Origin of the sequence: Allobosea sp. Leaf344, from assembly GCF_001426225.1 — a bacterium.
Lineage (GTDB): Bacteria > Pseudomonadota > Alphaproteobacteria > Rhizobiales > Beijerinckiaceae > Allobosea.
Map to the genome: position 1 here is coordinate 747263 of NZ_LMRT01000001.1, position 21635 is coordinate 768897.

Genomic DNA, 21635 nt, shown 5'->3' on the forward strand with positions numbered 1-21635 from the left:
CCGTCCGGCTCAATAGAGCTCGGCGCCGAAATTGCGGGCCGGGTCGAATTCCGGCGCCAGCCGCCCGGTCGGGCGTGTCGCCTCGCCGGCCTCGCGCAGCAGCAGCCGGCCCGAGCCCGCTTCCGCCCGCAGCGCCCCGTCGGCCACGATGATCTCGCCGCGGCGGAGCACCGTCTCCGGCCAGCCCGTGATGCTGCGCCCCGCGAAGGGGTTGTAGCCGGTATTGCAATGCAGCGCGTCGGTGAGCGTGACCGTCTTCTGCGGATCCCAGAGGACGATGTCGGCGTCGAAGCCGATGGCGAGCGCGCCCTTGCCCGGCAGATCATAGATCCGGGCCGGGGCCGTCGCGGTCAGCTCCACGAATTTGCTCAGCCCCAGCCGGCCCCGCGAGACCATCGCGTCGAACAGCATCGGCATGCGCATCTCCAGCCCCGGCATGCCGTTGGCGATCTGCTTGAAGGGCGGGTTCGCCCCGGCGCTCAGCTTGCCGCTGGCGTCGAAGCGGTAGGGCGCATGGTCGGAGGAGAGGATCTGCAGGTCGCCCAGAGCGAGCGCGCGCCACAGAGCCTCCTGATCCGCGGTTTCGCGCTGCGGCGGGGAGCAGATCCATTTCGCGCCCTCGATGCCCGGCCGGTCGAGTTCGGCCGCGGTCATCAGCAGATAATGCGGGCAGGTCTCGGCATAGATCTTGACGCCGCGCCCGCGCGCCTCGCGGATCACCGCCGCGCCTTCCGCCGTCGAGACGTGGAAGATGCAGATCGGCGTATCGAGCAGCTCCGAGAACGCGATCAGCCGGTGGAAGGCCTCGACCTCGGCGGCGCGGGGATGGCTGACGGCATGGTATTTCGGCGCGGTATAGCCGCGCTTGGCCAGCCGCTCGCCCATCCATTTCAGCAGGCCGTGATTCTCGGCATGGACGCAGACCAGCGCGCCGGCTTCCCGCGCCGAGAGCATCACGTCGAGCAGCGCCTGATCGTCGACCTGCACGGCGTCATAGGTCATGAACACCTTGACCGAGCGGTGGCCGGCCTGGATCAGGGCCGGCAGATCGGTCGCGATCGTCTGCGCGTCGGGATTGGCGACCATCAGATGGAAGGCGTAGTCGATGATCGCGCCCTTTCGCGCCAGCGCCGCATAATCCTCGACCGTTCTGGCGAGGCTGGCGCCGCGATGCTGCGCGGCGAAGGAGATCACGCTGGTGGTGCCGCCGAAAGCGGCCGAGCGGGTGGCGGTCTCGAACGTATCGGCGTTCATCAGCCCTCCGCCCGAGAGCTGTTCGATATGGCAATGCGTATCGACGCCGCCGGGCAGCACCAGCCTCCCCGTCGCGTCGAGCTCCTGCGCCCCCTCGGGGAGACCGATGCCGATCGCGGCGATGCGCCCGTCCCGGATGCCGAGATCGGCCCTGACCACCTCGCTGGCCGTGGCGAGCGTGCCGCCGCGGATGACGGTGTCGAATGCGGGGCTGGTCATGGGCGGGATCCTCTGCGGCAAGTCAGGACAGTTTACGCATCGCGGCGAGGCGCGCCACTGATCCCCGCGAGACGGGGCCATGCAAGGCGGCGGCCAGAGGCGGCCGCTTGCCCCTGCGGCGGCGGCCATGCGAGATGGCGGCCGGCGCGACAGGAGAGACGATGCCTTCGACCAGACGCCATGCCCCCGAAGCCGGCGCCGCACGGGACGTGCTCGATCTCGGCGGCTACGTCCCCTATTTCCTGACGGCGATCTCCAACACCTGGTCGCGAAGCTCCTCGCGGCTCTATCTCAAGCGCTTCGGCGTTGGCGTCACGGAATGGCGGGTGATCTCGCAGCTCGCGATCGAGCCGGGGATCCCGGCCCAGCGGATCTGCGAGGTGATCGAGCTCGACAAGGGCGCCGTGAGCCGCAGCGTGGCGACGCTGATCGCCGCCGGCCATGTCCGCGAGCAGCCGGACCCGCGCGACGCCCGCCGGCAATTGCTGGCGCTGACGGATACGGGTTACGCGCTGCACGACCAGCTGATCGCGCTCGCGACGGCGCGGGAGGCGGTGCTGCTGGCCGATCTCTCGGCCGAGGAACGCGCGCAGTTCACGCATGTCCTGCGCCGCATCCACGCCAAGCTGCCGGAGCTGCGGGAGTTCGAGGCCTAGGCCGGAGCGCGGGAGTCGGAGCGCGCCGTCTCAGGCATAACGCCGGGCGGCCGCGCCATGAGCGCGCCGCAGCGCCGCCAAATCGAGCCCCGGCACCGCGCCGTCGATCACCCGCCAGCGCCCCGCGACCATCACCCGGTCGGCCCGGTTGGCGCCGCAGAGCACCAGGGCCGCCACCGGATCATGCGCGCCGGAAAAGCGCAGCTCGTCGAGCCGGAACAGCGCGAGATCGGCCTGCATGCCCGGCGCGATGCGCCCGACATCACCACGCCCGAGGCAGCGCGCGGAGCCCTCCGTCGCCCAGCGGATCACGTCGCGGGCGGTGACGGCGCCGGCGCTGCGGTAATGCAGCCGGTTGACCAGCAGCGCATGGCGCAGCTCCTCCATCAAATTGGACCCGTCATTCGAAGCGGAGCCGTCGACGCCGAGGCCGAGCGGGGCGCCGGCCGCCTCGAGCTCGCGCGTCCGGCAGAAGCCGGAGGCGAGCACGCCGTTCGAGGTCGGGCAGTGGCAGATGCCGACGCCGGCCCGGCCGAGCCGCTCGCACTCCTCGCAGGAGAAGTGGATGCCATGGGCCAGCCAGGTTTTCGGCCGCATCCAGCCGGTCTCCTCGAGCAGGTCGAGCGGACGCTTGCCATAGACCTCCAGGCAATAGGCCTCCTCATCCCGCGTTTCCGCGAGATGGGTGTGGAGCGGCGCATCGAACCGGGCGGCGAGATCGGCGCTCTTCGCCATCAGCGCCGGGGTGACCGAAAACGGCGAACAGGGCGCGAGCGCGATCTGCAGCATGCTGCCCGGGGCGGGATCGTGGAACAGCGTCAGCACGCGCTCGCTGTCGAGCAGGATCGTCTCCTCGTCCTGGACGACGCCGTCGGGCGGCAGCCCACCATCCTTCTGCGACAGGTTCATCGAGCCGCGCGAGATCACGGCGCGGATGCCGAGCGCGCGCGCCTCCTCCACCGCGATGTCGACCGCCTGCTCCAGGCCGGGCGGATAGAGATAATGATGGTCGGCGGCGAGGGTGCAGCCGGAGAGCAGCAGCTCGGTGAGCGCGACGCGGACCGCGAGCCTGAGATCGTCCGGGTTCAGCCGGGCCCAGAGCGGGTAGAGCGCGGTGAGCCAGGGGAAGAGCTCGCGGTCGATCGCCGCGGGATGGGCCCGCGTCAGCGTCTGGTAGAAATGATGATGGGTGTTGATCAGCCCGGGCAGGACGACATGGGCGCCCGCCTCGAAGACCTCGTCCACCGGCGAAGCGGGGCTGCGGCCGGCGGCCAGGCATTCGGCGATCACGCCGTCTTCCACCACCAGACCGGCAGCGGCGTCGTCCGCGACGATCCCGAGCGGGTGCTTGATCCAGAGGCGCATCGCATCGTCCTTGTTGGTCGTCTCGTTCTACGGTTTCGCGGCCGCGGCGCAATGCACCGCGCATCGGCAGCGTCCATGGCACCGGGCTGCCGCCTTGCCGCTGCAGGCGCGAACGCCTACAAGCCCGGCTGCTTCGAACAATCAGGACACGCTCATGCGACCCTCGAAACGCGCAGCCGATGAGATGCGCAAGGTCACGCTCGAACGCGGCGTGGTGCGCTATGCCGAAGGCTCGTGCATGGTCACCTTCGGCGAGACGCGGGTGCTGTGCGCCGCGACCGTCGAGGAAAAGGGTCCGCCCTGGCTGCGCGGCACCGGCAAGGGCTGGGTCACCGCGGAATATTCGATGCTGCCGCGCGCGACCCATGAGCGCACCCGCCGCGAGGTCACCTCCGGCAAGCCCTCCGGCCGCACCCAGGAGATCCAGCGGCTGGTCGGCCGGTCGCTGCGCGCCGTGGTCGACCTCACCGCGATCGGCGAGCGGCAGATCGTCGTGGATTGCGACGTGATCCAGGCCGATGGCGGCACCCGCACCGCCTCGATCACCGGCGCCTGGGTGGCGCTGCACGATGCGCTGAAATGGATGGAGGGTCGCTCCATGCTGAAGGGCGCCAAGCCCTTGAAGGACCATGTCGCCGCGATCTCCTGCGGCATTGTCGCCGGAAATCCGGTGCTCGATCTCGATTACATCGAGGATTCCGGCGCGCAGACCGACGCGAATTTCGTGATCACCGGTTCGGGCGGGCTGGTCGAGGTGCAGGGCACGGCCGAAGGCGCGCCCTTCTCCGAGGACGAGCTGATGGCGCTGCTGCGGCTGGCCAAGGGCGGCGTCGCCGATCTCGTGGCGCTGCAGAAGGCCGCGGTGGCCTGACGAGGGCGCGACCCGGCCGGAGCGGAGACCAGGAAAGGCAATACGCGTGATGAGCCACCGTCTGCTGACCGGAAAGGTCGTGATCGCGACGCATAACCAGGGCAAGCTGCGCGAAATGCGCGAGCTCATGAAGCCCTATGGCATCGCGCTGGTTTCCGCCGGCGAACTCGGCCTGCCCGAGCCGGTGGAAGACGGCCATATGTTCGCCGAGAACGCCGCGATCAAGGCGGTGGCGGCGGCGAAAGCCTCGGGGCTGCCGGCGCTTTCGGATGATTCGGGGATCTGCATCGACGCGCTGGACGGCGCGCCGGGGCTGTTCTCGGCCAATTGGGCCGGGCCGGGCAAGGATTTCGCCCCGGCTCTGGCCCGGGTCCAGAGCGAATTGGCGAGGCGCGGCGCGATCGCGCCCGAGAAGCGCCGCGCGCATTTCGTCTCGGCGCTGGTGATCGCCTGGCCGGACGGGCATCAGGAGCTGTTCGAGGGCCGGGTCTTCGGGGAGATCGTCCAGGCGCCGCAGGGCACGGGCGGTTTCGGCTATGATCCGATTTTCCGGCCGGATGGGCACGACAAGACCTTCGGCGAGATGACCAGCGAAGAGAAGCACGGCATCCCGGCCGATGGCTCGCCCGGCCTCTCGCATCGCGCCCGCGCCTTCCACGATCTGGCCCGCGCCTGTCTGCGGGCGGCGCCGTGACGGCTGCCGCCAGCCTGGAGCGTCCGCCGGCCGCCGCGCATCCCACGGCGGATGCCGGCTTCGCCGTCTATGTGCATTGGCCCTTCTGCCTGGCGAAATGCCCCTATTGCGACTTCAACAGCCATGTCCGGCTGCAACCGCCCGACCAGGCGCGGTACATCGCCGCCTTCAGGCGCGAGATCGCGCATCGTGCGGCGTTGACTCCCGGCCGAACGGTCTCCTCGATCTTCTTCGGCGGCGGCACGCCCTCTCTGATGGAGGGCCGCACGGTCGGCGCGATCCTCGACGCCATCGCCGAATACTGGACCGTCGCGCCCGATTGCGAGGTGTCGCTGGAGGCCAACCCGACCAGCGTCGAGGCGGGCCGGTTCCGCGACTTCCGCGCGGCCGGGGTGAACCGGGTCTCACTCGGGGTGCAGGCGCTGAACGACGCCGATCTGAAGGCGCTCGGGCGGATGCACAGCGCCAGCGAGGCGCTGGAGGCGGTGGCGATCGCACGGCGCTATTTCGAGCGCTACAGCTTCGACCTGATCTATGCCCGTTCCGTCCACCAGACCCCGGCGCTGTGGCGGGCGGAGCTCGAGCTCGCGATCAGCCATGCGGCCGAGCATCTCTCGCTCTACCAGCTCACCATCGAACCCGACACGATGTTCGAGCGGCTGTTCAAGGCCGGGCGTCTCGCGATCCCCGATCACGAAGCCGGCGCGGCGCTCTACGAGATCACCCAGGAGGTGACCGCGCGCCACGGGCTGCCGGTCTACGAGATTTCCAACCACGCCCGCCCGGGCGCGGAATGCCGCCACAACCTGGTCTATTGGCGCTATGGCGAATATGCCGGGATCGGCCCCGGCGCCCATGGCCGGCTGGTGACGGCAGCCGGCCGGATGGCGCATTCCACTGAGAAGAGCCCGGAAGCCTGGCTGGAGCGGGTCGAGCGCGAGGGCCATGCGCTGGTCGAGGACGAGGCCCTGAACGCCGAGGCGCAGGGCGACGAATATCTGCTGATGGGCCTGCGCCTCGTCGAAGGAATTTCGCCGGCGACCTTCGCCGCCCTGTCCGGCCGCTCGCTGCGGCAGGCCCGCGTCGACAGCCTGATCGCGGATGGTCTGCTGGCGCGCCGGCCGGGCGGGCTGCTGGCCTGCACGCCCGACGGGGCGCTGGTTCTGGACGCCCTGGTCGCCGATCTCGCCGCCTGAGGCGAGCGCGGCCTATTGCGTCCGCGGCCCGAGGTCGCGCGGGGCGGCGTTGACCGTCACGATCTGGCCGTTGCGCAGCTCCAGCACGGCGAGGCCGCGCTCGTTCTGCCCATCGGGCCGGAAGCGGAAAACGCCGTCGGCGCCGGCAAATCCGGAGGCGTTGGTCAGGACCTGCTCCGAGAAGCGCTGCGAACCCTGGGTCCGGGCCAGCGCCGCGGCGAGGGAGACCGCGTCATAGGCCAGCGTAGCGGTGCGGGTCGGGGCGCTGTTGAAACGCTGCTGGTAGCGGCCGGCGAAGGCATTGAAGCCCGCCGTGTCCGGCGAGGCGAACCAGCCGCCCTGGATGGCCGGGACGCGCGCGACATTGGCGTCGTTCCAGACGCCGGTGCCGAGCGGCTTGACCTTGGCGGGGTCGTAGCCGGCCTGCTGCAAGGCCAGGCCGAGCGCCGGCATGGTGTCGGCCGCCGCCGGCACGAACAGCGCATCGGCCTGCTGCAGCGCCGGCGTCAGCCTTGTGGCCGCCGCCCGCATGCTGGCCTGGTCGGAGGTGAAGCGCTCGATCACCACCACGCGGCCGCCGCGGCTGGCGACGGCCTGCTGGAAGGCGGCCTCGACGACCTTGCCGTAAGCCGTGTCGGGGACGAGCGCGGCGAAGGATTTCCGCCCCTGGGCCGAGGCATGGGCGATCACGCGGTTGACGTCGTTCTCCGGCGGGAAGGACAGGAGATACACGCCGCGGGCGGCGACGTTGCTGTCGCTGGAGAAGGCCATGACCGGGCGGTTGGCGGCGCGGGCGACCTGGCCGACGGCCTGGACGGACGGCGCGAAGAGCGGCCCGATGATCAGCTCCGCGCCCTCGCGCAGCGCCTCCTGCGCCGCGGCCTGCGCGCCATCGGGCGTGCCGCGGTCGTCCTTGACCAGCAGCGTCAGATCGGCGCCGGGAAATTCCGCCAGCGCCATTTCGGCGGCGTTCTTCAGCGAATTGCCGACCACGGCGCCCTGGCCCTCCGCCGTCAGCGGCAGGATCAGCCCGACCTTGACCTTGCCGGTGCCGAGCGTCTGCCCCGTGGGCGCGGTGGCGGGAGCCGCCGCCTGATCGAAGCCCGGCAATCCGGACGGACCGCCGCTGCAGCCCGCGAGAAGGAAGCCGGCCAGCAGGGCAAGGCCGGGCGCGCGCAGGCGAGATGTCGCGGCGAGATGCGAGCGTTGCAGCACGGGCAGTCTCCAGTCATCGACCGGCCGGATCGGGCCGGTGAGCGTCAGGCGGACAGCATGGGCGGCTGGCCGGGGTGGCAGGCCCCCCGACCTGCGGGCCTACCTGCCAGTGCCGCATGTTATTTTCAAGTTGTTAACTCTGTGTTGAAGCTTGCGCGCCACCCACCCCCGCCTCGCGGAGGCGTCGACAGGCGGGCACCGAAACCGGCTTTCGTGGCCCGGGGCCGTGGCGCGCGACGCGCGTCTGGCGTAGCTTGCGCGCCATGTCGAGCCAGCCCTCTCCGCCGCGCAAGCCGAGCTACACCGCCTTCGGGCTCAAGGCCGAGGCCGAGCCGCTGGAGCCGGGGCTGCATATCGTGGCGACGCCGATCGGCAATCTCCGCGACATCTCCTTCCGGGCGCTGGCGACGCTGGCCGCCGCCGACGCCGTGCTGGCGGAGGATACGCGGACCTCCAAGACGCTGCTGGCGCATTACGGCATTTCGACGCCGCTCTACCCCTATCACGAGCATAATGCCGCGCAGATGCGGCCCAAGATCCTGTCCAGGCTGCGCGAGGGCGGCAGGCTGGCGCTGATCTCGGACGCCGGCACGCCGCTCGTCTCCGACCCCGGCTACAAGCTGGTGGCGGATGTGGTGGCGGAAGGCCTGCCGGTGACCGGGATACCCGGCCCCTCGGCCGTGCTGGCCGCGCTGGTGCTGGCGGGGCTGCCGACGGATCGCTTCTTCTTCGAAGGGTTTTTGCCACCGAAACCCGCCGCGAGACGGGCGCGGCTGACCGAACTCGCCGCCATCCCCGGCACGCTGGTCTTCTTCGAATCGCCGCGGCGCCTGGCGGAGATGCTGGCCGACGCCGCCTCCGTACTCGGCGCCCGTCCCGGCGCTGTGGCCCGCGAGCTCACGAAGTTTCACGAGAGCGTGCAGCGCGGGCCGCTTGCGACGCTCGCCGCCCATTATGCCGAGGATGAGGAGCCGCGTGGCGAGATCGTGGTGATCATCGGGCCGCCCGGCGCGGAAGAGCTGGCGCCGGCGGGGGATGTCGTCGATGCGCGGTTGCGCGCCGCTCTGGAGACGGTGTCGCTGAAGGAGGCGGTGGCCCAGGTCGCCGCCGAGACCGGGCAGCCGCGCCGCAAGATCTATGCGCGCGCGCTGGAGCTGACGCGCGCACCATGACGGCCGGGGCTCGCAGCCGCCGCGCCAGGCGCTCCGGCACGGCCGGGCTGCAGGCGGAATGGCTGGCGCTGCTCTGGCTGTCGGCGAAGGGTTTTCGCCTGCTCGAGCGGCGCTTCGGCGGCAAGGGCGGCGAGATCGACCTGATCATGCGGCGCGGCCGCCTCGTCATCTTCGTCGAGGTCAAACGCCGCAGCCGGATGGAGGATGCGCTCGCCGCGATCACCCCCGGCAAGCAGCGCTTCATCGCGGCGCGGGTGCGGCAATGGCTGGCGCGCAATCCCTGGGCCATGCAGCATGACCTCAGGATGGATGCGGTGTTCCTGGCGCCGCTGCGCCTGCCGCGCCATGTGCCGGACGTGTTCGCGCTGCCGATATAGGGGCCCGTGGACCGCAGCCAAGCGCTTCCGGCGCAGGCCTGGGAGGCGCCACGCCACTCTTGCGCGAGACGGCGACCTCAAGGGATAAGGACGCCCCCGTCGCAGGAGCGCCGCCCATGTCCCTCACCGTTGCCGTCCAGATGGACCCGATCGAGCGCATCCGCATCGCGGGCGATTCGAGCTTCGCGATGATGCTGGAGGCGCAGGCCCGCGGGCATACGCTGTTCACCTACACCCCCGACAAGCTCTCGATGCGCGATGGCCGGGTGACCGCGGCGCTGAAGCCGACGGTGGTGCGGGACGTCGAAGGCGATCATGTCACCCTCGGCGCGGAGGAGCGCGTCGACCTCGCGACGATCGACGTGGTGCTGCTGCGGCAGGACCCGCCCTTCGACATGGGCTATGTCACGACCACCCATCTTCTGGAGCGCATCCATCCGCGGACGCTGGTGGTCAACAACCCGGCCCATGTCCGCAACGCGCCGGAGAAGATCTTCGTCACCGAATTCCCGGACCTGATGCCGCAGACGCTGATCACCCGCGACAAGGCGGAGATCGAGGCGTTCCGCGACGAGTTCGGCGAGATCGTGATGAAGCCGCTCTACGGCAATGGCGGCGCCTCGGTGTTCAAGACCGGCAAGGAAGACCCGAATTTCGGCTCGCTCTTCGACCTGTTCTCCACCACCTTCAAGGAGCCCTGGGTGGTGCAGCGCTTCATGAAGGAGGTGTCGGAGGGCGACAAGCGGATCATCCTGGTGGATGGCCGAGCCGCCGGAGCCGTCAACCGCGTGCCAGCGGTCGGCGATATCCGCGCCAACATGGTGCGCGGCGGCGCGGCGCGGCCGACCGATCTCTCGAAGCGGGAACTGGAAATCTGCGAGCGGATCGGCCCGTCGCTGAAGGAGCGCGGCCTGATCTTCGTCGGCATCGACGTGATCGCCGGCAACCTCACCGAGATCAACGTGACCTCCCCGACCGGCCTGCGCGCGATCAAGAAGCTCGGCGGCCCGGATCTGGCGGCGGAGCTGTGGGATGCGATCGAGGGGAAGAGGTAGGGTTGGGATTAGGCAGTCGGCAGTAGGCAATAGGCAGTCGGGTTAGAGCCACACCTACTGCCGACTGCCTAATTGCCGACTGCCTACTGCCTCCCCTCCCCATTCAACCCATTCCCCGCATCCCACGCATAACGCAGCGTCTCGAAGCGCATCGTCATCGCGTCGACGAGCAGGAGCTTGCGGACCAGCGGTTCTCCGAAGCCGGTGACGGCGCGGATCACCTCCAGCGCCATCAGCGAGCCGAGAACCCCGGCGAGCGCGCCGAGCACGCCGGCTTCCGCGCAGGGCGCCACGGCGCCGGGCGGGGGCTCCTGGGGGAAGAGGCAGCGATAGGTCGGGTTCGGCCGGCCATCGGCGCCGGTCTCATGGGCGCGGATCGTGGTCAGCGACCCGTCGAAGCGGCCAAGCGCCGCCGTCACCAGCGGCTTGCGCTCCAGGAAACAGGCATCGGAGACGGCGTAGCGCGTCGCGAAATTATCCGAGCCCTCGGCGACGACGTCGTAGAAGGCGATCAGCGCGCGCGCATTATGCGGATCGATGCGCGTGACATGCTCCTCCACCGCGACATGCGGGTTGAGCCGCTTGATGAAGCCCGCCGCGGCGACCGCCTTGCGCGCGCCGATATCGGCGCTGCCGTACAACGTCTGGCGCTGCAGATTGGAGAGCGAGACGACATCGTCGTCGACGATGCCGATATGGCCTATCCCGGCCGCCGCCAGATATTGCAGCAGCGGCGCGCCGAGCCCGCCCGCGCCGACGACCAGAACGCGGGCCCGCTTCAGCGCCTGCTGGCCGGGCCCGCCGATCTCCGGCAGCACGAGGTGCCGCGCATAGCGTTCGATCTCGTCGGCGTTGAGGCTCATCCCGCAGATGTAGGCCCATCCCGGGACGCGATCAATCACAGCCGGCTGCCCCGGACGCTCAGGAACCGGGTGTCGGCACCGATGCCGGCCTGCGATCCCCTGCTTCCCTCAATCAGGACAGGATGGATGACATGGATATGCTCAGCGGCAAGGTCGCGATCATCACGGGCGCCAGCTCCGGCATCGGCCGGGCGGCTGCGCTGCTCTTCGCCGGCGAAAGCGCGAGGCTCGTCGTCACCGGGCGCCGGCAGACCGAGCTCGACCGGCTGCTTGGCGAGATCGAGAGCGCCGGAGGCGAGGCCGTGGCCCTGGCCGGCGACATTCGCGACGAGGCGCTGGCGCAGGCGCTGGTCGCGACGGCGCTGGCGCGGTTCGGCGGTCTCGACATCGGCTTCAACAATGCCGGCATCGTCGGCCCGCTCGCGCCCTGCGCCGATTACAGCCTCGCCGATTGGCGCGATCTGCTGGACACCAATCTGACCAGCGCGTTTCTCGGCGCCAAGCATCAGATCCCGGCGCTGCGGGCGCGGGGCGGCGGGTCCCTGCTGTTCACCGCGAGCTTCGTCGGCCATACTGCGGGGCTTGCCGGCATGAGCGCCTATGCCGCGAGCAAGGCGGGGCAGATCGGGCTGGTGAAGGCGCTGGCGGCGGAGCTCGGCGGCGAGGGCATCCGGGTCAATGCCCTGCTGCCCGGCGGCACCGACACCCCGGCCAGCCTCACCAACGCGGCCGATGCGCCGCCGGAGACCCTGGCCTTCATCGAGAGCATCCATGCCCTGAAGCGGATGGCACGGCCCGAGGAGATCGCGCGGGCGGCCCTGTTCCTGGCCTCCGACCAGGCGAGCTTCGTGACCGGGAGCGCCTTCCTGGCCGATGGCGGCGTCTCGATCCAGCGGGGGTGAGGCAAAGGGCGCGGCATCCGGACCGTAAGCCGGCTTGGCCGCGCCCTGAAGCCATGTCATCGTGTTCGGCAGAGGGGCGCGAGAACAGCCTCGACCAGACAGGGGATCGTCAATGCGTATCGGATCGCTCGCGCTGGCCTTGGCCGGCGTCGCAGTCTCGGCCATGGCCGCGATGGCGCAAACTGCACTGAAGCCCGCCATCGTCTACGACAAGGGCGGCAAATTCGACAAATCCTTCAATGAGGGGGTGTTCGCAGGGGCGGAGAAGTTCAAGGCCGAGACCGGCGTCGAGTTCCGGGATTTCGAGCCGAACAACGATGCGCAGATCGAGCAGGCGCTGCGCCGTTTCGCGCGGGACGGCCATTCCCCGATCATCGCGGTCGGCTTCAGCCAGGCGACGGCGCTGCAGAAGGTCGCGGCGGAATTCCCGGCGCTGAAGTTCACGCTGATCGACATGGTGGTGGACCTGCCCAATGTGCAGTCCGTGCTGTTCAAGGAGCATGAGGGCTCCTATCTCGTCGGGCTGCTGGCGGGCCTCGCCTCGAAGAGCGGCAAGGTCGGCTTCGTCGGCGGCATGGACATCCCCTTGATCCGGAAATTCGCCTGCGGCTATGTGCAGGGGGTGAAGGCGGCGAGGAGCGACGCCGAGATCTTCCAGAACATGACGGGATCGACGCCGGCCGCCTGGAACGACCCGGTCAAGGGCGGGGAACTGGCGAAGTCGCAGATCGACCGCGGGGCCGACGTGATCTACCACGCCGCCGGCGGCACCGGCATCGGCGTGCTGCGCGCCGCGGCGGATGCAGGCAAGCTCGGCATCGGCGTCGATTCCAACCAGAACGCCCTGCAGCCCGGCAAGGTGCTGACCTCGATGCTGAAGCGCGTCGACGTCGCGACCTACAGCTCCTTCAAGGCCGCCCAGGCCGGCAATTGGAAGCCCGGTATCTCGGTGCTGGGCCTGAAGGAGGACGGCGTCGGCTGGGCCCAGGACGACAACAACAAGGCGCTGATCACGCCCGAGATGAAGGCGGCGGCGGACAAGGCGCGGGCCGACATCATCAGCGGCACCATCAAGGTGCACGACTACATGTCCGATCAGAAATGCACGCTCTGACGCGCGATCGGCGGCATAGGCGGTGAAGATCACGATTCTCGGCTCGGGCGATGCCTTCGGCACCGGCGGGCGCTTCAACACCTGTCTCCATGTCGAGACGGCGGAGGGGCGCCTGCTGCTCGATTGCGGCTCCTCCAGCATGGTCGCGCTGAACCGGGCCGGCATCGCGCGCAATACGCTCTCGACCCTGCTCTTCACCCATTTCCACGGCGATCATTTCGGCGCGCTGCCGGCCTTTCTGCTGGATGCGCAATTCGTCTCGCGCCGGAAGGACGAGCTGCTGATCGCCGGGCCGGAAGGGGTCGAGCAGCGGACGATGCAGGCGCTGGAGACCGATTTCCCCGGCGCGTCCGGCAATGCCTGGCGCTTTCCGATCCGCTTCCTCGAGGTGACGCCGGAGCGGCCGGCCGTGCTGGCCGGATGCGGCGTCACGGCCTTCCCGATGGTGCATGACGCACGCGCCGGCCCGTGCCAGGGCTACCGGCTGGAAGCCGGCGGCAAGATCTTCGCCTTCTCCGGCGACACCGCCTGGACGCCGGCGCTGGTGCCGCTGGCGGCAGGCGCCGACGCGCTGCTGGTCGAATGCTATTCCTGGAACACCAGCCTCGCCAATCATCTCGATTACGCGACGCTGGCGGCGCAGCGCGCGCAGCTAGGCAGCCGGCGCATCATCCTGACGCATATGGGGGCAACGATGCTCGCCCATGAGGAGGAGCTGCCGGAGGAGCGCGCCTTCGACGGCATGGTGCTCGCCTTATGAGCGAGGCCGCCGCAGCCCCGGCGATCGAGCTGATCGGGATCAGCAAGCGCTTCGGCCCGGTGCAGGCCAATGACGGCGTCTCGCTGCAGGTCGCGGCCGGCACGGTGCACGGCATCGTCGGCGAGAACGGCGCCGGCAAATCGACGCTGATGTCGATCCTCTACGGCTTCTATGCGGCCGATGCCGGCACGATCAGGATCGCGGGCCGGGAGGTGGAGATCCGCAGCTCGGGCGAGGCGATCGCCGCCGGCATCGGCATGGTCCATCAGCATTTCATGCTGGTGGAGACGCTGAGCGTGCTCGACAACATCATGCTCGGGGTCGAAGGCGGCGCGCTGCTGCGCGGCGGCATGCGCCGCGCCCGTGCGGAGCTGGCGCGGCTCTCCGGCGCCTATGGGCTGGCGATCGACCCGGACGCCCTCGTCGGGGAGCTGCCCGTGGGGCTGCAGCAGCGGGTCGAGATCCTGAAGGCGCTGTATCGCGGCGCCGATATCCTGATCCTGGACGAGCCGACCGCGGTGCTGACGCCGCCCGAGGCGGACCAGCTCTTCGCGCTGCTGCGGGCGCTGACGGCGCAGGGCAAGACCGTCATCCTGATCACCCACAAGCTGCGCGAGATCATGGCGGTGACCGACCATGTCTCGGTGATGCGCCGCGGCCGGATGATCGCCCATCTCGCCACCGCCGCGACCTCGCCCGCCGCTTTGGCGGAGGCGATGGTCGGGCGCCGGGTGCTGCTGCGGGTTGAGAAGCCGCCGCGCCGGCCGGGGCCGCCCGTCCTCGCGATGCAGGGCGTCGGCCTGCGCGATGCGCGCGGGGTGACGCGCCTCAGCGAGATCGACCTCGTCCTGCGCGCCGGGGAGATCGTCGGCGTCGCGGGGGTCGCCGGCAATGGCCAGAGCGAATTGCTGGCGGTGCTGGCCGGGCTGGCGCAGCCCTCCCGGGGCGAGATCAGCCTGGACGGCCGGGTGCTGGGGCCGGCCGAGCGCAATCCGGCGGCGCTGCGGCGGCTGGGGGTGATGCACATCCCCGAGGACCGCCAGAAGGACGGGCTGGTCACCGCCTTCAGCGCCGCCGAGAACTGCATTCTGGGCTATCACGACGATGCCGCTTTCGGGCCGGGGCCGCTGCTGTCCCCCAGCCGGATCAGGCGCCATGCCCGCGCGGCCTTCGCCGCCTATGATGTCCGGCCGCCCGATCCGGAGCTGAAGACGGCGAAATTTTCCGGCGGCAACCAGCAGAAGATCGTGCTGGCGCGCGAGATCGAGCGGGCGCCGAGGGTGCTGCTCGTCGGGCAGCCGACACGCGGGGTCGATATCGGCGCGATCGAGTTCATCCACCGCCGGCTGATCGCCCTGCGCGAGGCCGGGGTGGCGATCCTGCTGGTGTCGGTGGAGCTCGACGAGGTGATGGCGCTGTCGGACCGGATCATCGCGCTGTGCGGCGGCCGCATCACCGGGGAGCGGGCCGCGGCCGAGGCCGACGAGCGCGATCTCGGCCTGCTGATCGCCGGCGTGACGGGCGAGGCGGCGTGAGCGCGGCGCCGGTCGAGCTGCCGGTCTGGGCCGATGCGGGGCTGGTTCCGCTGGTCTCGGTCACGGCGGCGCTGCTCGTGGCCGGGCTAGTCGTGATCGGCATCGGCGAAAACCCGCTGGAGGCGACGGCGCTGCTGCTGCGCGGCGCGCTGGGCAGCGGCGAGGCGATCGGCTTCACGCTGTATTACGCCACGAATTTCATCTTCACCGGGCTCGCCGTCGCCGTCGCCTATCATGCCGGGCTGTTCAATATCGGCGGCGAGGGCCAGGCGACGCTGGCCGGCATCGGCGCGGCTCTGGCCTGCCTCTGGCTGGCGCCCCTGCCGGGGCTGCTCCTGGTGCCGCTCGCGATCCTCGCCGCGGCGGCGGGCGGCGCGGCCTGGGCGCTGATCCCGGGCTGGCTGCAGGCGACGCGCGGCAGCCATGTCGTGATCACCACCATCATGTTCAACTTCATCGCCGCGACGCTGATCGTCTATCTCCTGGTCGAGCTGATCGGGAATCCGGGCTCGATGCAGCCGGAGACCCGCGAATTCGCGCCCCATGCGGTGCTGACGCCGATGCACCGGCTGCTCGCCCCGCTCGGCCTCGTCCTCCCCGCGACGCCGCTGAACAGCGCCTTCCTGCTCGCTCTGGCGTCGCTCTGTGGAGTCTGGCTGCTGATCTTCCGCTCGCGGCTCGGCTTCGCCATCCGCACGCTCGGCGCCAATCCGCGCGCCGCATCCTATGCCGGGCTGTCGGTGTCGCGCCTGACCATGGTGGCGATGGCGGTGTCCGGGGCGCTGGCCGGCGGGCTGGCGGTCAACGAGGTGATGGGGGTGCAGCACAGGCTGCTGCTCGATTTCACGGCCGGCTACGGCTTTGTCGGCATCGCGGTCGCGCTGATGGGCCGGGGCCATCCGGTCGGCGTGGCCCTGGCGGCGCTGCTCTTCGGCATCCTCTATCAGGGCGGGGCGGAGCTCGCCTTCGACAAGCCGAGCATCACGCGCGACATGGTGGTGGTCATCGGCGGCGTCATCATCCTGTTCGCGGGGGCGCTGGACGGCCTGTTCCGCCGGCTGGTGGCGGCGGGCCTCGGCATCGGACGGGCGCCGTGATGGATTGGGCGCAGACCCTGGCCGTGATCCTGGATTCGACGATCCGGCTGTCGGTGCCGCTGCTCTGCGCGGCTTTGGCGGGGCTGTGGTCGGAGCGCTCCGGCGTCGTCGATATCGGGCTGGAGGGCAAGATGCTGATGGCCGCCTTCGCCTCCGCCGTGATCGCCCATCAGAGCGGTTCGGCCTGGACCGGGCTCGGCGCCGGCATCCTGGCGGCGGTGGCTCTGTCCCTGGTCCATGGCTTCGCCGCCATCACCTGGCGCGGCAACCAGATCGTCTCCGGCGTCGCCATCAACATGCTGGCCGCGGGGCTCACCATCATCCTCGGCAATGCCTGGTTCGGCCAGGGCGGGCGCACCCCCTCGCTGGAGGGCGAGGCGCGCTTCGCCGATCTCGCTTTGCCTTTCGCCGCCTGGGCGCGCGAGACGGTGCCGGTGCTGGGCCCGCTCTATGCCGAGATGGTCTCCGGCCATGCCGCCCCGGTCTACCTCGCCTTCGCCGCCGTTCCGGCCACCGCGCTAGTCTTGCGGCACACCCGCTTCGGGCTGCGGCTGCGGGCGGTCGGCGAGAACCCGGCGGCGGTCGACACGGCTGGCGTGTCCGTGGCGGGGCTGCGCTACGGCGCGGTGATCATCTGTGGCGTGCTCTGCGGGCTGGGCGGCAGCTATCTCGCCGTCTCGCAATCGGCAGGTTTCCTGCCGCATATGACCGCTGGCAAGGGCTTCATCGCGCTGGCGGCGGTGATCTTCGCGAATTGGCGGCCCGTGCCCGTGCTGCTGGCCTGCCTGCTGTTCGGCCTGCTCGATGCCGTCGCGATCCGGCTGCAGGGCGTCAGCCTGCCCGGCATCGGCCTGGTGCCGGTGCAGGCGATCCAGGCCCTGCCCTATCTGATGACGGTGATCCTGCTCGCCGGCTTCATCGGCAGGGCGACGCCGCCCAGGGCCTCCGGCCTGCCCTATGTGAAGGAGCGCTGAGCGTGACCGCTTTGCCCGATTTCGATGCGCTGTTTTCCGCCGCGGCGCGCGTGCAGCCGCGTGCCTACGCGCCGTATTCGCGCTTCCGGGTCGGCGCCGCGCTCATGGCCGATGACGGTGCGATCTATGCCGGATGCAATGTCGAGAACGCCGCCTATCCCGTCGGCAGCTGCGCCGAGGCGGGCGCGATCTCGGCGATGATCGCCGGTGGCGGGCGCAGCATCCGGGCCCTGCTCGTCCTCGGCGAAGGCGAGGCGCTGGTGACGCCCTGCGGCGCCTGCCGCCAGCGCATCCGGGAATTCGCCGCGCCGGAGACGCCCGTGGCGATCGCCGGCCCGGAGGGCATTCGCGCGTGGTTTTCTCTGGAGGCGCTGTTGCCAGCGTCCTTCGGACCAGACAATTTGCCCGGGTGAGGCGCAGGCGGCGGCAGGGCGTCGGCGCCCTTCGAGGCTGAAGGCGCGGCAGGGGATCGATGGATACGGCATTTTCGCTTGCAGCCGCCGCTCTGCAGGATCGCGGCATCAGCGGGCCGTTGGACTGCGCGATCGTGCTCGGCACCGGGCTCGGCCGCATCGCCGACGAGGTCGAGAACCCGGTCTTCGTGCCCTATTCCGAGATTCCGGGCTTCCCGCCGGGGGGCGTCTCCGGCCATGCCCGCCAGCTCTGCCATGGCACGCTGCACGGCCGGAGGACCCTGATCTTCCAGGGAAGGGCGCATTATTACGAGGGCGGCGATGCCGGCGTCATGCGCGTGCCGATCGGGCTGCTCACGGCGCTGGGCTCGCCGCCGCTGATCCTCACCAACGCCGCCGGTTCGCTGGTCCCCGAGATGAAGCCCGGGACGCTGGCGCTGATCAGCGACCACATCAACCTGAACGGGCCCAATCCGCTGGTCGGCGAGGAGGGCGATGCCCGGTTCGTACCGATGGTCGACGCCTATGACCCGATCCTGCGCGCCAGGCTGAAGACGGCGGCGACACGCTGCGGCGCGGTGATGGGCGAAGGCGTCTATATGTGGTTTTCGGGGCCGAGCTTCGAAACCCCGGCGGAAATCCGCATGGCCAGGCTCCTGGGCGCCGATCTCGTCGGGATGTCGACCGTGCCGGAGGTGATCCTGGCGCGCCGCTACGGGCTGCGCGTCGCGGCCCTTTCGGTGATCACCAATATGGGCGCCGGCCTGCATGGCGGCGCGCCCCACCATGCCGAGACGCGCGATGTCGCGGGTCTCGCTACCAGCGTGCTGCGCCATGTGCTGCGCGGCTTCCTGAGCGAGTTGCACGCCGATGGCTGACGCCGCACTCGCACGCCGCGCGATCCGACTGCTGGACCTGACCGACCTGTCCGACCAGGCCGACGAGGCGGGGCTCGAGGCGCTGTGCGCACGGGCGCTGCTGCCGCCCGGCCCGGTCGCCGCCATCTGCATCTGGCCGCGCTTCGTGGCGCAGGCGCGCCGGCGGCTGGCGGGGACGGAGGTGAGGGTGGCGACGGTGGTGAACTTCCCCTCCGGGGAGGAACCCCTGCCGCAGGTCGCGGAGGCGATCGAAGCCGCCTTGCACGCGCGGGCGGACGAGATCGACCTGGTGATGCCGTGGCGCGCCTTCCTGGCCGGCGAGCCGGAGCCGGCGCGCGCGATGATCGAGCGGGCGCGGGCGCTCTGCGACGGCAGGGCCCTGCTCAAGGTCATCCTCGAGACCGGCGAATATCCGGAGCTCGCGCAGGTGCGCGCCGCCGCCGAACTCGCCCTCGCCTCGGGGGCGGATTTCATCAAGACCTCGACCGGCAAGACCGCGAGGTCGGCCACGCCGGAGGCGGTGCGCTGCATGCTGGAGGTGATCGCCGGGGCCGGGCGGCCGGTCGGGCTGAAACCCTCGGGCGGCATTCGCAGCCTGGCGGATGCCGCCCTCTATCTCGGGCTCTCGGATGCGATCATGGGCCCGGATTGGGCGACGCCGCAGAGCTTCCGCTTCGGCGCGAGCGGGCTGCACCAGGTGCTCTGCGACGCCTGGGCCGGCGAAGGCGGCGGCAGAGCGAGCGGACCCTATTGAGATGAAGCTGACCCAGGAAATCATCGCCGCCAAGCGCGACGGGGCCGAACTGCCGCCGGAGGATATCCGCCAGTTCATACAGGGGCTGACCGACGGCTCGGTCGGCGAGGGCCAGGTCGCTGCCTTCGCCATGGCGGTGTTCTTCCGCGACATGAGCCGGGACGAGCGCGTGGCGCTGACGCTGGCGATGCGCGATTCCGGCACGGTGCTGGACTGGACCGACCTGCCCGGCCCGGCTCTGGACAAGCATTCCACCGGCGGCGTCGGCGACACCGTCAGCCTGCCGCTGGCGGCGGCGGTGGCGGCCTGTGGCGGCTATGTGCCGATGATCTCGGGCCGCGGCCTCGGCCATACCGGCGGCACGCTCGACAAGCTCGACGCCATCCCGGGCTATGTCACGCAGCCGGACAATGCGCTGTTCCGCAAGGTGGTGAGGGAGCAGGGCTGCGCCATCATCGGCCAGACCGCCGATCTCGCCCCGGCCGACAAGCGGCTCTATGCGATCCGCGACGTCACGGCCACGGTGGAGACGATCCCGCTGATCACGGCCTCGATCCTGTCGAAGAAGCTGGCGGCGGGGCTGCACGGCCTGGCCATGGACGTGAAATTCGGCAGCGGCGCCTTCATGGGCGATCTCGCCCGGGCCGAGGCGCTGGCGCAGGCGCTGGTCGGCGTCGCCAACGGGGCCGGCCTGCCGACCACGGCGCTGCTGACCGACATGAACGAGCCGCTGGCCTCCGCCGCCGGCAATGCGCTGGAAGTCGCCTATGCGCTCGATCACCTCACCGGAAAGCGGCGCGAGCCGCGCTTCCATGCGGTGACGGTGGCGCTCGGCGCGGAGATGCTGCGGCTCGGCGGGCTGGCCGGCAGCCTCGATCAAGGCCGCGCGCACATGGAACAGGCTTTCGCCAGCGGCGCGGCGGCCGAGCGCTTCGCCCGGATGGTGGCGGCGCTGGGCGGGCCCGCCGATCTGCTCGAGCGGCCCGAGCGCCATCTGGCGCGGGCACCGCTGGTGCGGCCGGTCCATGCGGAGGCGGCCGGCCGGGTCGCGGCGATCGACACGCGCGGCGTCGGGCTCGCGGTGGTGGCGCTAGGCGGCGGCCGGATGCGCGCCGAGGATGCCATCGATCCCGCCGTCGGGATCACGGCGCTGGCGGGGCTGGGCGAGGAGATCTCGCCCGAGCGGCCGCTCGGCCTGGTCCATGCCCGCGACGAGGCCGGCTTCGCGCAGGCGCAGGAGCGTCTGCGCCGCGCCTATCGCATCAGCCCGGACGAGGTGGCGCGGGGCGCGCTGATCGCCGGGCGCATCGAGGAGACGACGCGATCATGAGCCTGCTGCTTGCAATGACCGGGTGGCATGTCGAGGATTGGCGCAGCCGCTTCAAGGCGCTGCTGCCCGACATGCCGGTCGTGACGCTGGGCGAAGCCTTCGACCGGCGTGCCGTGCATTATGTCGCGAGCTGGAAGCATCCGCCCGGCAGCCTGGCCGGGCTGCCCAACCTCGCCGTCATCTTCTCGCTGGGCGCGGGCGTCGATTTCCTGTTCGCTGACGACCGGTTGCCGGAGGTGCCGATCGCGCGCGTCGTCGATCCCGATCTGACGACGCGGATGAGCGAATACATCGTGCTGCACTGTCTGATGATCCTGCGCCAGCAGCGCCGATACGATCGCCAGCAGCGCGACAGGCTCTGGGACGATGACCGCGACCAGCCGGCGGCGCGCTCGGTGCGCGTCGGCGTGATGGGCCTCGGCGAGCTCGGACGCGATGCGGCGCATAAGCTGCAGGTCATGGGCTTCGACGTGGCGGGGTGGAGCCGGTCGCCGCGCGCGATCGCGGGGTTGCAGAGCTTCGCGGGCGAGGACGGCCTGCCCGATTTCCTGGCGCGCACCGACATCCTGGTCAGCCTGCTGCCGCTGACCGAGGATACGCGCGGGATGATCGACGCGACGCTGCTGGCCGGGCTGGCGCAGGACGGCCGGCTGGGCGGACCCTATCTGATCAATGCCGGCCGCGGCGGGCTGCAGGTCGAGGCCGATATCCTCGCCGCGCTGGAGGCCGGCACGCTGAAGGGCGCCACGCTCGATGTCTTCGAGACCGAGCCGCTGCCGGCGGAGTCGCCGCTCTGGTCGCACCCGGCGGTGACGGTGACGCCGCATAATTCGGCGATGTCGGAGCCGCTCGCGGTGGCGACGCTGATCGCGACCCAGATCCGTCGCCACCAGGCCGGGGAGCCGCTGGCGCATCTGGTGGATCCGGCGCGGCGCTACTGA

Annotated in this window: 22 protein-coding genes; 18 read left to right on the plus strand and 4 right to left on the minus strand. The window is 70.5% G+C overall.

The features are described 5' to 3' along the window. Nucleotides 1-9: 9 nt before the first annotated feature. Nucleotides 10-1473: a dihydropyrimidinase gene (gene hydA, locus ASG72_RS03390; RefSeq protein ID WP_056708965.1), complete on the minus strand. Its 1464-nt coding sequence runs from the start codon at nucleotides 1471-1473 to the stop codon at nucleotides 10-12. Nucleotides 1474-1634: 161 nt separating this feature from the next. Between hydA and ASG72_RS03395 the strand changes: the two genes are divergently transcribed. Further along, a complete protein-coding gene (locus ASG72_RS03395) occupies nucleotides 1635-2129 on the plus strand; it encodes a MarR family winged helix-turn-helix transcriptional regulator (RefSeq protein ID WP_056709929.1) in 495 nt (164 codons plus the stop codon). A gap of 30 nt (nucleotides 2130-2159) precedes the next feature. On the opposite strand, the gene ASG72_RS03400 is transcribed toward ASG72_RS03395, so the two are convergent. Continuing rightward, complete coding sequence (locus ASG72_RS03400; RefSeq protein WP_056708968.1) at nucleotides 2160-3494, minus strand: 8-oxoguanine deaminase; 1335 nt, start codon at nucleotides 3492-3494, stop codon at nucleotides 2160-2162. 154 nt (nucleotides 3495-3648) lie between these two features. Between ASG72_RS03400 and rph the strand changes: the two genes are divergently transcribed. Genes rph through hemW form a run of 3 tightly spaced genes read left to right on the plus strand, consistent with a single transcriptional unit; the run spans nucleotide 3649 to nucleotide 6255 of the window. Next, nucleotides 3649-4365, plus strand: coding sequence for a ribonuclease PH (gene rph / locus ASG72_RS03405; RefSeq protein WP_056708974.1), 717 nt, complete (start codon nucleotides 3649-3651; stop codon nucleotides 4363-4365). 49 nt (nucleotides 4366-4414) lie between these two features. After that, complete coding sequence (gene rdgB, locus ASG72_RS03410; RefSeq protein WP_056708979.1) at nucleotides 4415-5059, plus strand: RdgB/HAM1 family non-canonical purine NTP pyrophosphatase; 645 nt, start codon at nucleotides 4415-4417, stop codon at nucleotides 5057-5059. A gap of 14 nt (nucleotides 5060-5073) precedes the next feature. Continuing rightward, nucleotides 5074-6255, plus strand: coding sequence for a radical SAM family heme chaperone HemW (gene hemW / locus ASG72_RS03415; protein ID WP_056709931.1), 1182 nt, complete (start codon nucleotides 5074-5076; stop codon nucleotides 6253-6255). Nucleotides 6256-6267: 12 nt separating this feature from the next. Here hemW and ASG72_RS03420 read toward each other — a convergent pair whose 3' ends face one another. Further along, the gene (locus tag ASG72_RS03420) at nucleotides 6268-7470 is read right to left on the minus strand and encodes a penicillin-binding protein activator (protein WP_200939881.1); all 1203 of its coding nucleotides are present in this window, start codon (nucleotides 7468-7470) and stop codon (nucleotides 6268-6270) included. 263 nt (nucleotides 7471-7733) lie between these two features. On the opposite strand from ASG72_RS03420, the gene rsmI reads away from it, so the two are divergent. The 3 genes from rsmI (at nucleotide 7734) to gshB (ending at nucleotide 10074) form a co-directional block, all read left to right on the plus strand. Then, nucleotides 7734-8642: a 16S rRNA (cytidine(1402)-2'-O)-methyltransferase gene (rsmI, locus tag ASG72_RS03425; protein ID WP_056708986.1), complete on the plus strand. Its 909-nt coding sequence runs from the start codon at nucleotides 7734-7736 to the stop codon at nucleotides 8640-8642. Continuing rightward, nucleotides 8639-9019: a YraN family protein gene (locus ASG72_RS03430; protein WP_056708989.1), complete on the plus strand. Its 381-nt coding sequence runs from the start codon at nucleotides 8639-8641 to the stop codon at nucleotides 9017-9019. The genes rsmI and ASG72_RS03430 overlap by 4 nt, the downstream gene beginning before the upstream one ends. Nucleotides 9020-9135: 116 nt before the next feature. Further along, a complete protein-coding gene (gshB, locus tag ASG72_RS03435; protein WP_056708994.1) occupies nucleotides 9136-10074 on the plus strand; it encodes a glutathione synthase in 939 nt (312 codons plus the stop codon). Between the two features lie 83 nt (nucleotides 10075-10157). Here the strand turns inward: gshB and ASG72_RS03440 are convergent, their stop codons facing one another. After that, complete coding sequence (locus tag ASG72_RS03440; protein WP_056708996.1) at nucleotides 10158-10937, minus strand: HesA/MoeB/ThiF family protein; 780 nt, start codon at nucleotides 10935-10937, stop codon at nucleotides 10158-10160. Nucleotides 10938-11068: 131 nt separating this feature from the next. Between ASG72_RS03440 and ASG72_RS03445 the strand changes: the two genes are divergently transcribed. The 11 genes from ASG72_RS03445 (at nucleotide 11069) to ASG72_RS03495 (ending at nucleotide 21635) form a co-directional block, all read left to right on the plus strand. Continuing rightward, nucleotides 11069-11839 (plus strand): SDR family oxidoreductase, encoded by a 771-nt coding sequence (locus tag ASG72_RS03445; RefSeq protein ID WP_056709933.1) that lies wholly within the window; start codon nucleotides 11069-11071, stop codon nucleotides 11837-11839. Between the two features lie 112 nt (nucleotides 11840-11951). Further along, on the plus strand, nucleotides 11952-12953 hold the full coding sequence (locus ASG72_RS03450; RefSeq protein WP_056709001.1) for a BMP family ABC transporter substrate-binding protein: 1002 nt from the start codon (nucleotides 11952-11954) through the stop codon (nucleotides 12951-12953). Between the two features lie 22 nt (nucleotides 12954-12975). Next, complete coding sequence (locus ASG72_RS03455; RefSeq protein ID WP_056709004.1) at nucleotides 12976-13713, plus strand: MBL fold metallo-hydrolase; 738 nt, start codon at nucleotides 12976-12978, stop codon at nucleotides 13711-13713. Next, nucleotides 13710-15248: an ABC transporter ATP-binding protein gene (locus tag ASG72_RS03460; RefSeq protein WP_056709006.1), complete on the plus strand. Its 1539-nt coding sequence runs from the start codon at nucleotides 13710-13712 to the stop codon at nucleotides 15246-15248. Before ASG72_RS03455 ends, ASG72_RS03460 begins: the two co-directional genes overlap by 4 nt. Further along, the gene (locus tag ASG72_RS03465; protein WP_056709009.1) at nucleotides 15245-16345 is read left to right on the plus strand and encodes an ABC transporter permease; all 1101 of its coding nucleotides are present in this window, start codon (nucleotides 15245-15247) and stop codon (nucleotides 16343-16345) included. The genes ASG72_RS03460 and ASG72_RS03465 overlap by 4 nt, the downstream gene beginning before the upstream one ends. Then, nucleotides 16345-17319, plus strand: a complete 975-nt coding sequence (locus ASG72_RS03470) for an ABC transporter permease (protein ID WP_056709012.1) — start codon at nucleotides 16345-16347, stop codon at nucleotides 17317-17319. The genes ASG72_RS03465 and ASG72_RS03470 overlap by 1 nt, the downstream gene beginning before the upstream one ends. An 11-nt stretch (nucleotides 17320-17330) precedes the next feature. Next, on the plus strand, nucleotides 17331-17732 hold the full coding sequence (locus ASG72_RS03475) for a cytidine deaminase (protein WP_056709017.1): 402 nt from the start codon (nucleotides 17331-17333) through the stop codon (nucleotides 17730-17732). A gap of 59 nt (nucleotides 17733-17791) precedes the next feature. Further along, nucleotides 17792-18610, plus strand: a complete 819-nt coding sequence (locus ASG72_RS03480; RefSeq protein ID WP_056709020.1) for a purine-nucleoside phosphorylase — start codon at nucleotides 17792-17794, stop codon at nucleotides 18608-18610. Further along, nucleotides 18603-19364, plus strand: a complete 762-nt coding sequence (gene deoC / locus ASG72_RS03485; protein ID WP_056709022.1) for a deoxyribose-phosphate aldolase — start codon at nucleotides 18603-18605, stop codon at nucleotides 19362-19364. Before ASG72_RS03480 ends, deoC begins: the two co-directional genes overlap by 8 nt. 1 nt (nucleotide 19365) lies before the next feature. Beyond that, entirely contained in the window at nucleotides 19366-20694 is a 1329-nt protein-coding gene (gene deoA / locus ASG72_RS03490; protein ID WP_056709024.1) for a thymidine phosphorylase, read from the plus strand. Then, nucleotides 20691-21635 (plus strand): glyoxylate/hydroxypyruvate reductase A, encoded by a 945-nt coding sequence (locus ASG72_RS03495; protein WP_056709027.1) that lies wholly within the window; start codon nucleotides 20691-20693, stop codon nucleotides 21633-21635. The genes deoA and ASG72_RS03495 overlap by 4 nt, the downstream gene beginning before the upstream one ends.

Bases quoted from the DNA above. Each gene is read 5' to 3' on its own strand.
- ASG72_RS03440 (WP_056708996.1), bottom strand. From the start codon at position 10,937: ATGAGCCTCAACGCCGACGAGATCGAACGCTATGCGCGGCACCTCGTG.
- hydA (WP_056708965.1), bottom strand. From the start codon at position 1,473: ATGACCAGCCCCGCATTCGACACCGTCATCCGCGGCGGCACGCTCGCC.
- deoC (WP_056709022.1), top strand. From the start codon at position 18,603: ATGGCTGACGCCGCACTCGCACGCCGCGCGATCCGACTGCTGGACCTG.
- ASG72_RS03460 (WP_056709006.1), top strand. From the start codon at position 13,710: ATGAGCGAGGCCGCCGCAGCCCCGGCGATCGAGCTGATCGGGATCAGC.
- ASG72_RS03430 (WP_056708989.1), top strand. From the start codon at position 8,639: ATGACGGCCGGGGCTCGCAGCCGCCGCGCCAGGCGCTCCGGCACGGCC.
- ASG72_RS03400 (WP_056708968.1), bottom strand. From the start codon at position 3,494: ATGCGCCTCTGGATCAAGCACCCGCTCGGGATCGTCGCGGACGACGCC.
- gshB (WP_056708994.1), top strand. From the start codon at position 9,136: ATGTCCCTCACCGTTGCCGTCCAGATGGACCCGATCGAGCGCATCCGC.
- rsmI (WP_056708986.1), top strand. From the start codon at position 7,734: ATGTCGAGCCAGCCCTCTCCGCCGCGCAAGCCGAGCTACACCGCCTTC.
- rdgB (WP_056708979.1), top strand. From the start codon at position 4,415: ATGAGCCACCGTCTGCTGACCGGAAAGGTCGTGATCGCGACGCATAAC.
- ASG72_RS03445 (WP_056709933.1), top strand. From the start codon at position 11,069: ATGGATATGCTCAGCGGCAAGGTCGCGATCATCACGGGCGCCAGCTCC.
- ASG72_RS03450 (WP_056709001.1), top strand. From the start codon at position 11,952: ATGCGTATCGGATCGCTCGCGCTGGCCTTGGCCGGCGTCGCAGTCTCG.
- ASG72_RS03395 (WP_056709929.1), top strand. From the start codon at position 1,635: ATGCCTTCGACCAGACGCCATGCCCCCGAAGCCGGCGCCGCACGGGAC.
- deoA (WP_056709024.1), top strand. From the start codon at position 19,366: ATGAAGCTGACCCAGGAAATCATCGCCGCCAAGCGCGACGGGGCCGAA.
- rph (WP_056708974.1), top strand. From the start codon at position 3,649: ATGCGACCCTCGAAACGCGCAGCCGATGAGATGCGCAAGGTCACGCTC.
- ASG72_RS03480 (WP_056709020.1), top strand. From the start codon at position 17,792: ATGGATACGGCATTTTCGCTTGCAGCCGCCGCTCTGCAGGATCGCGGC.
- ASG72_RS03470 (WP_056709012.1), top strand. From the start codon at position 16,345: ATGGATTGGGCGCAGACCCTGGCCGTGATCCTGGATTCGACGATCCGG.
- ASG72_RS03495 (WP_056709027.1), top strand. From the start codon at position 20,691: ATGAGCCTGCTGCTTGCAATGACCGGGTGGCATGTCGAGGATTGGCGC.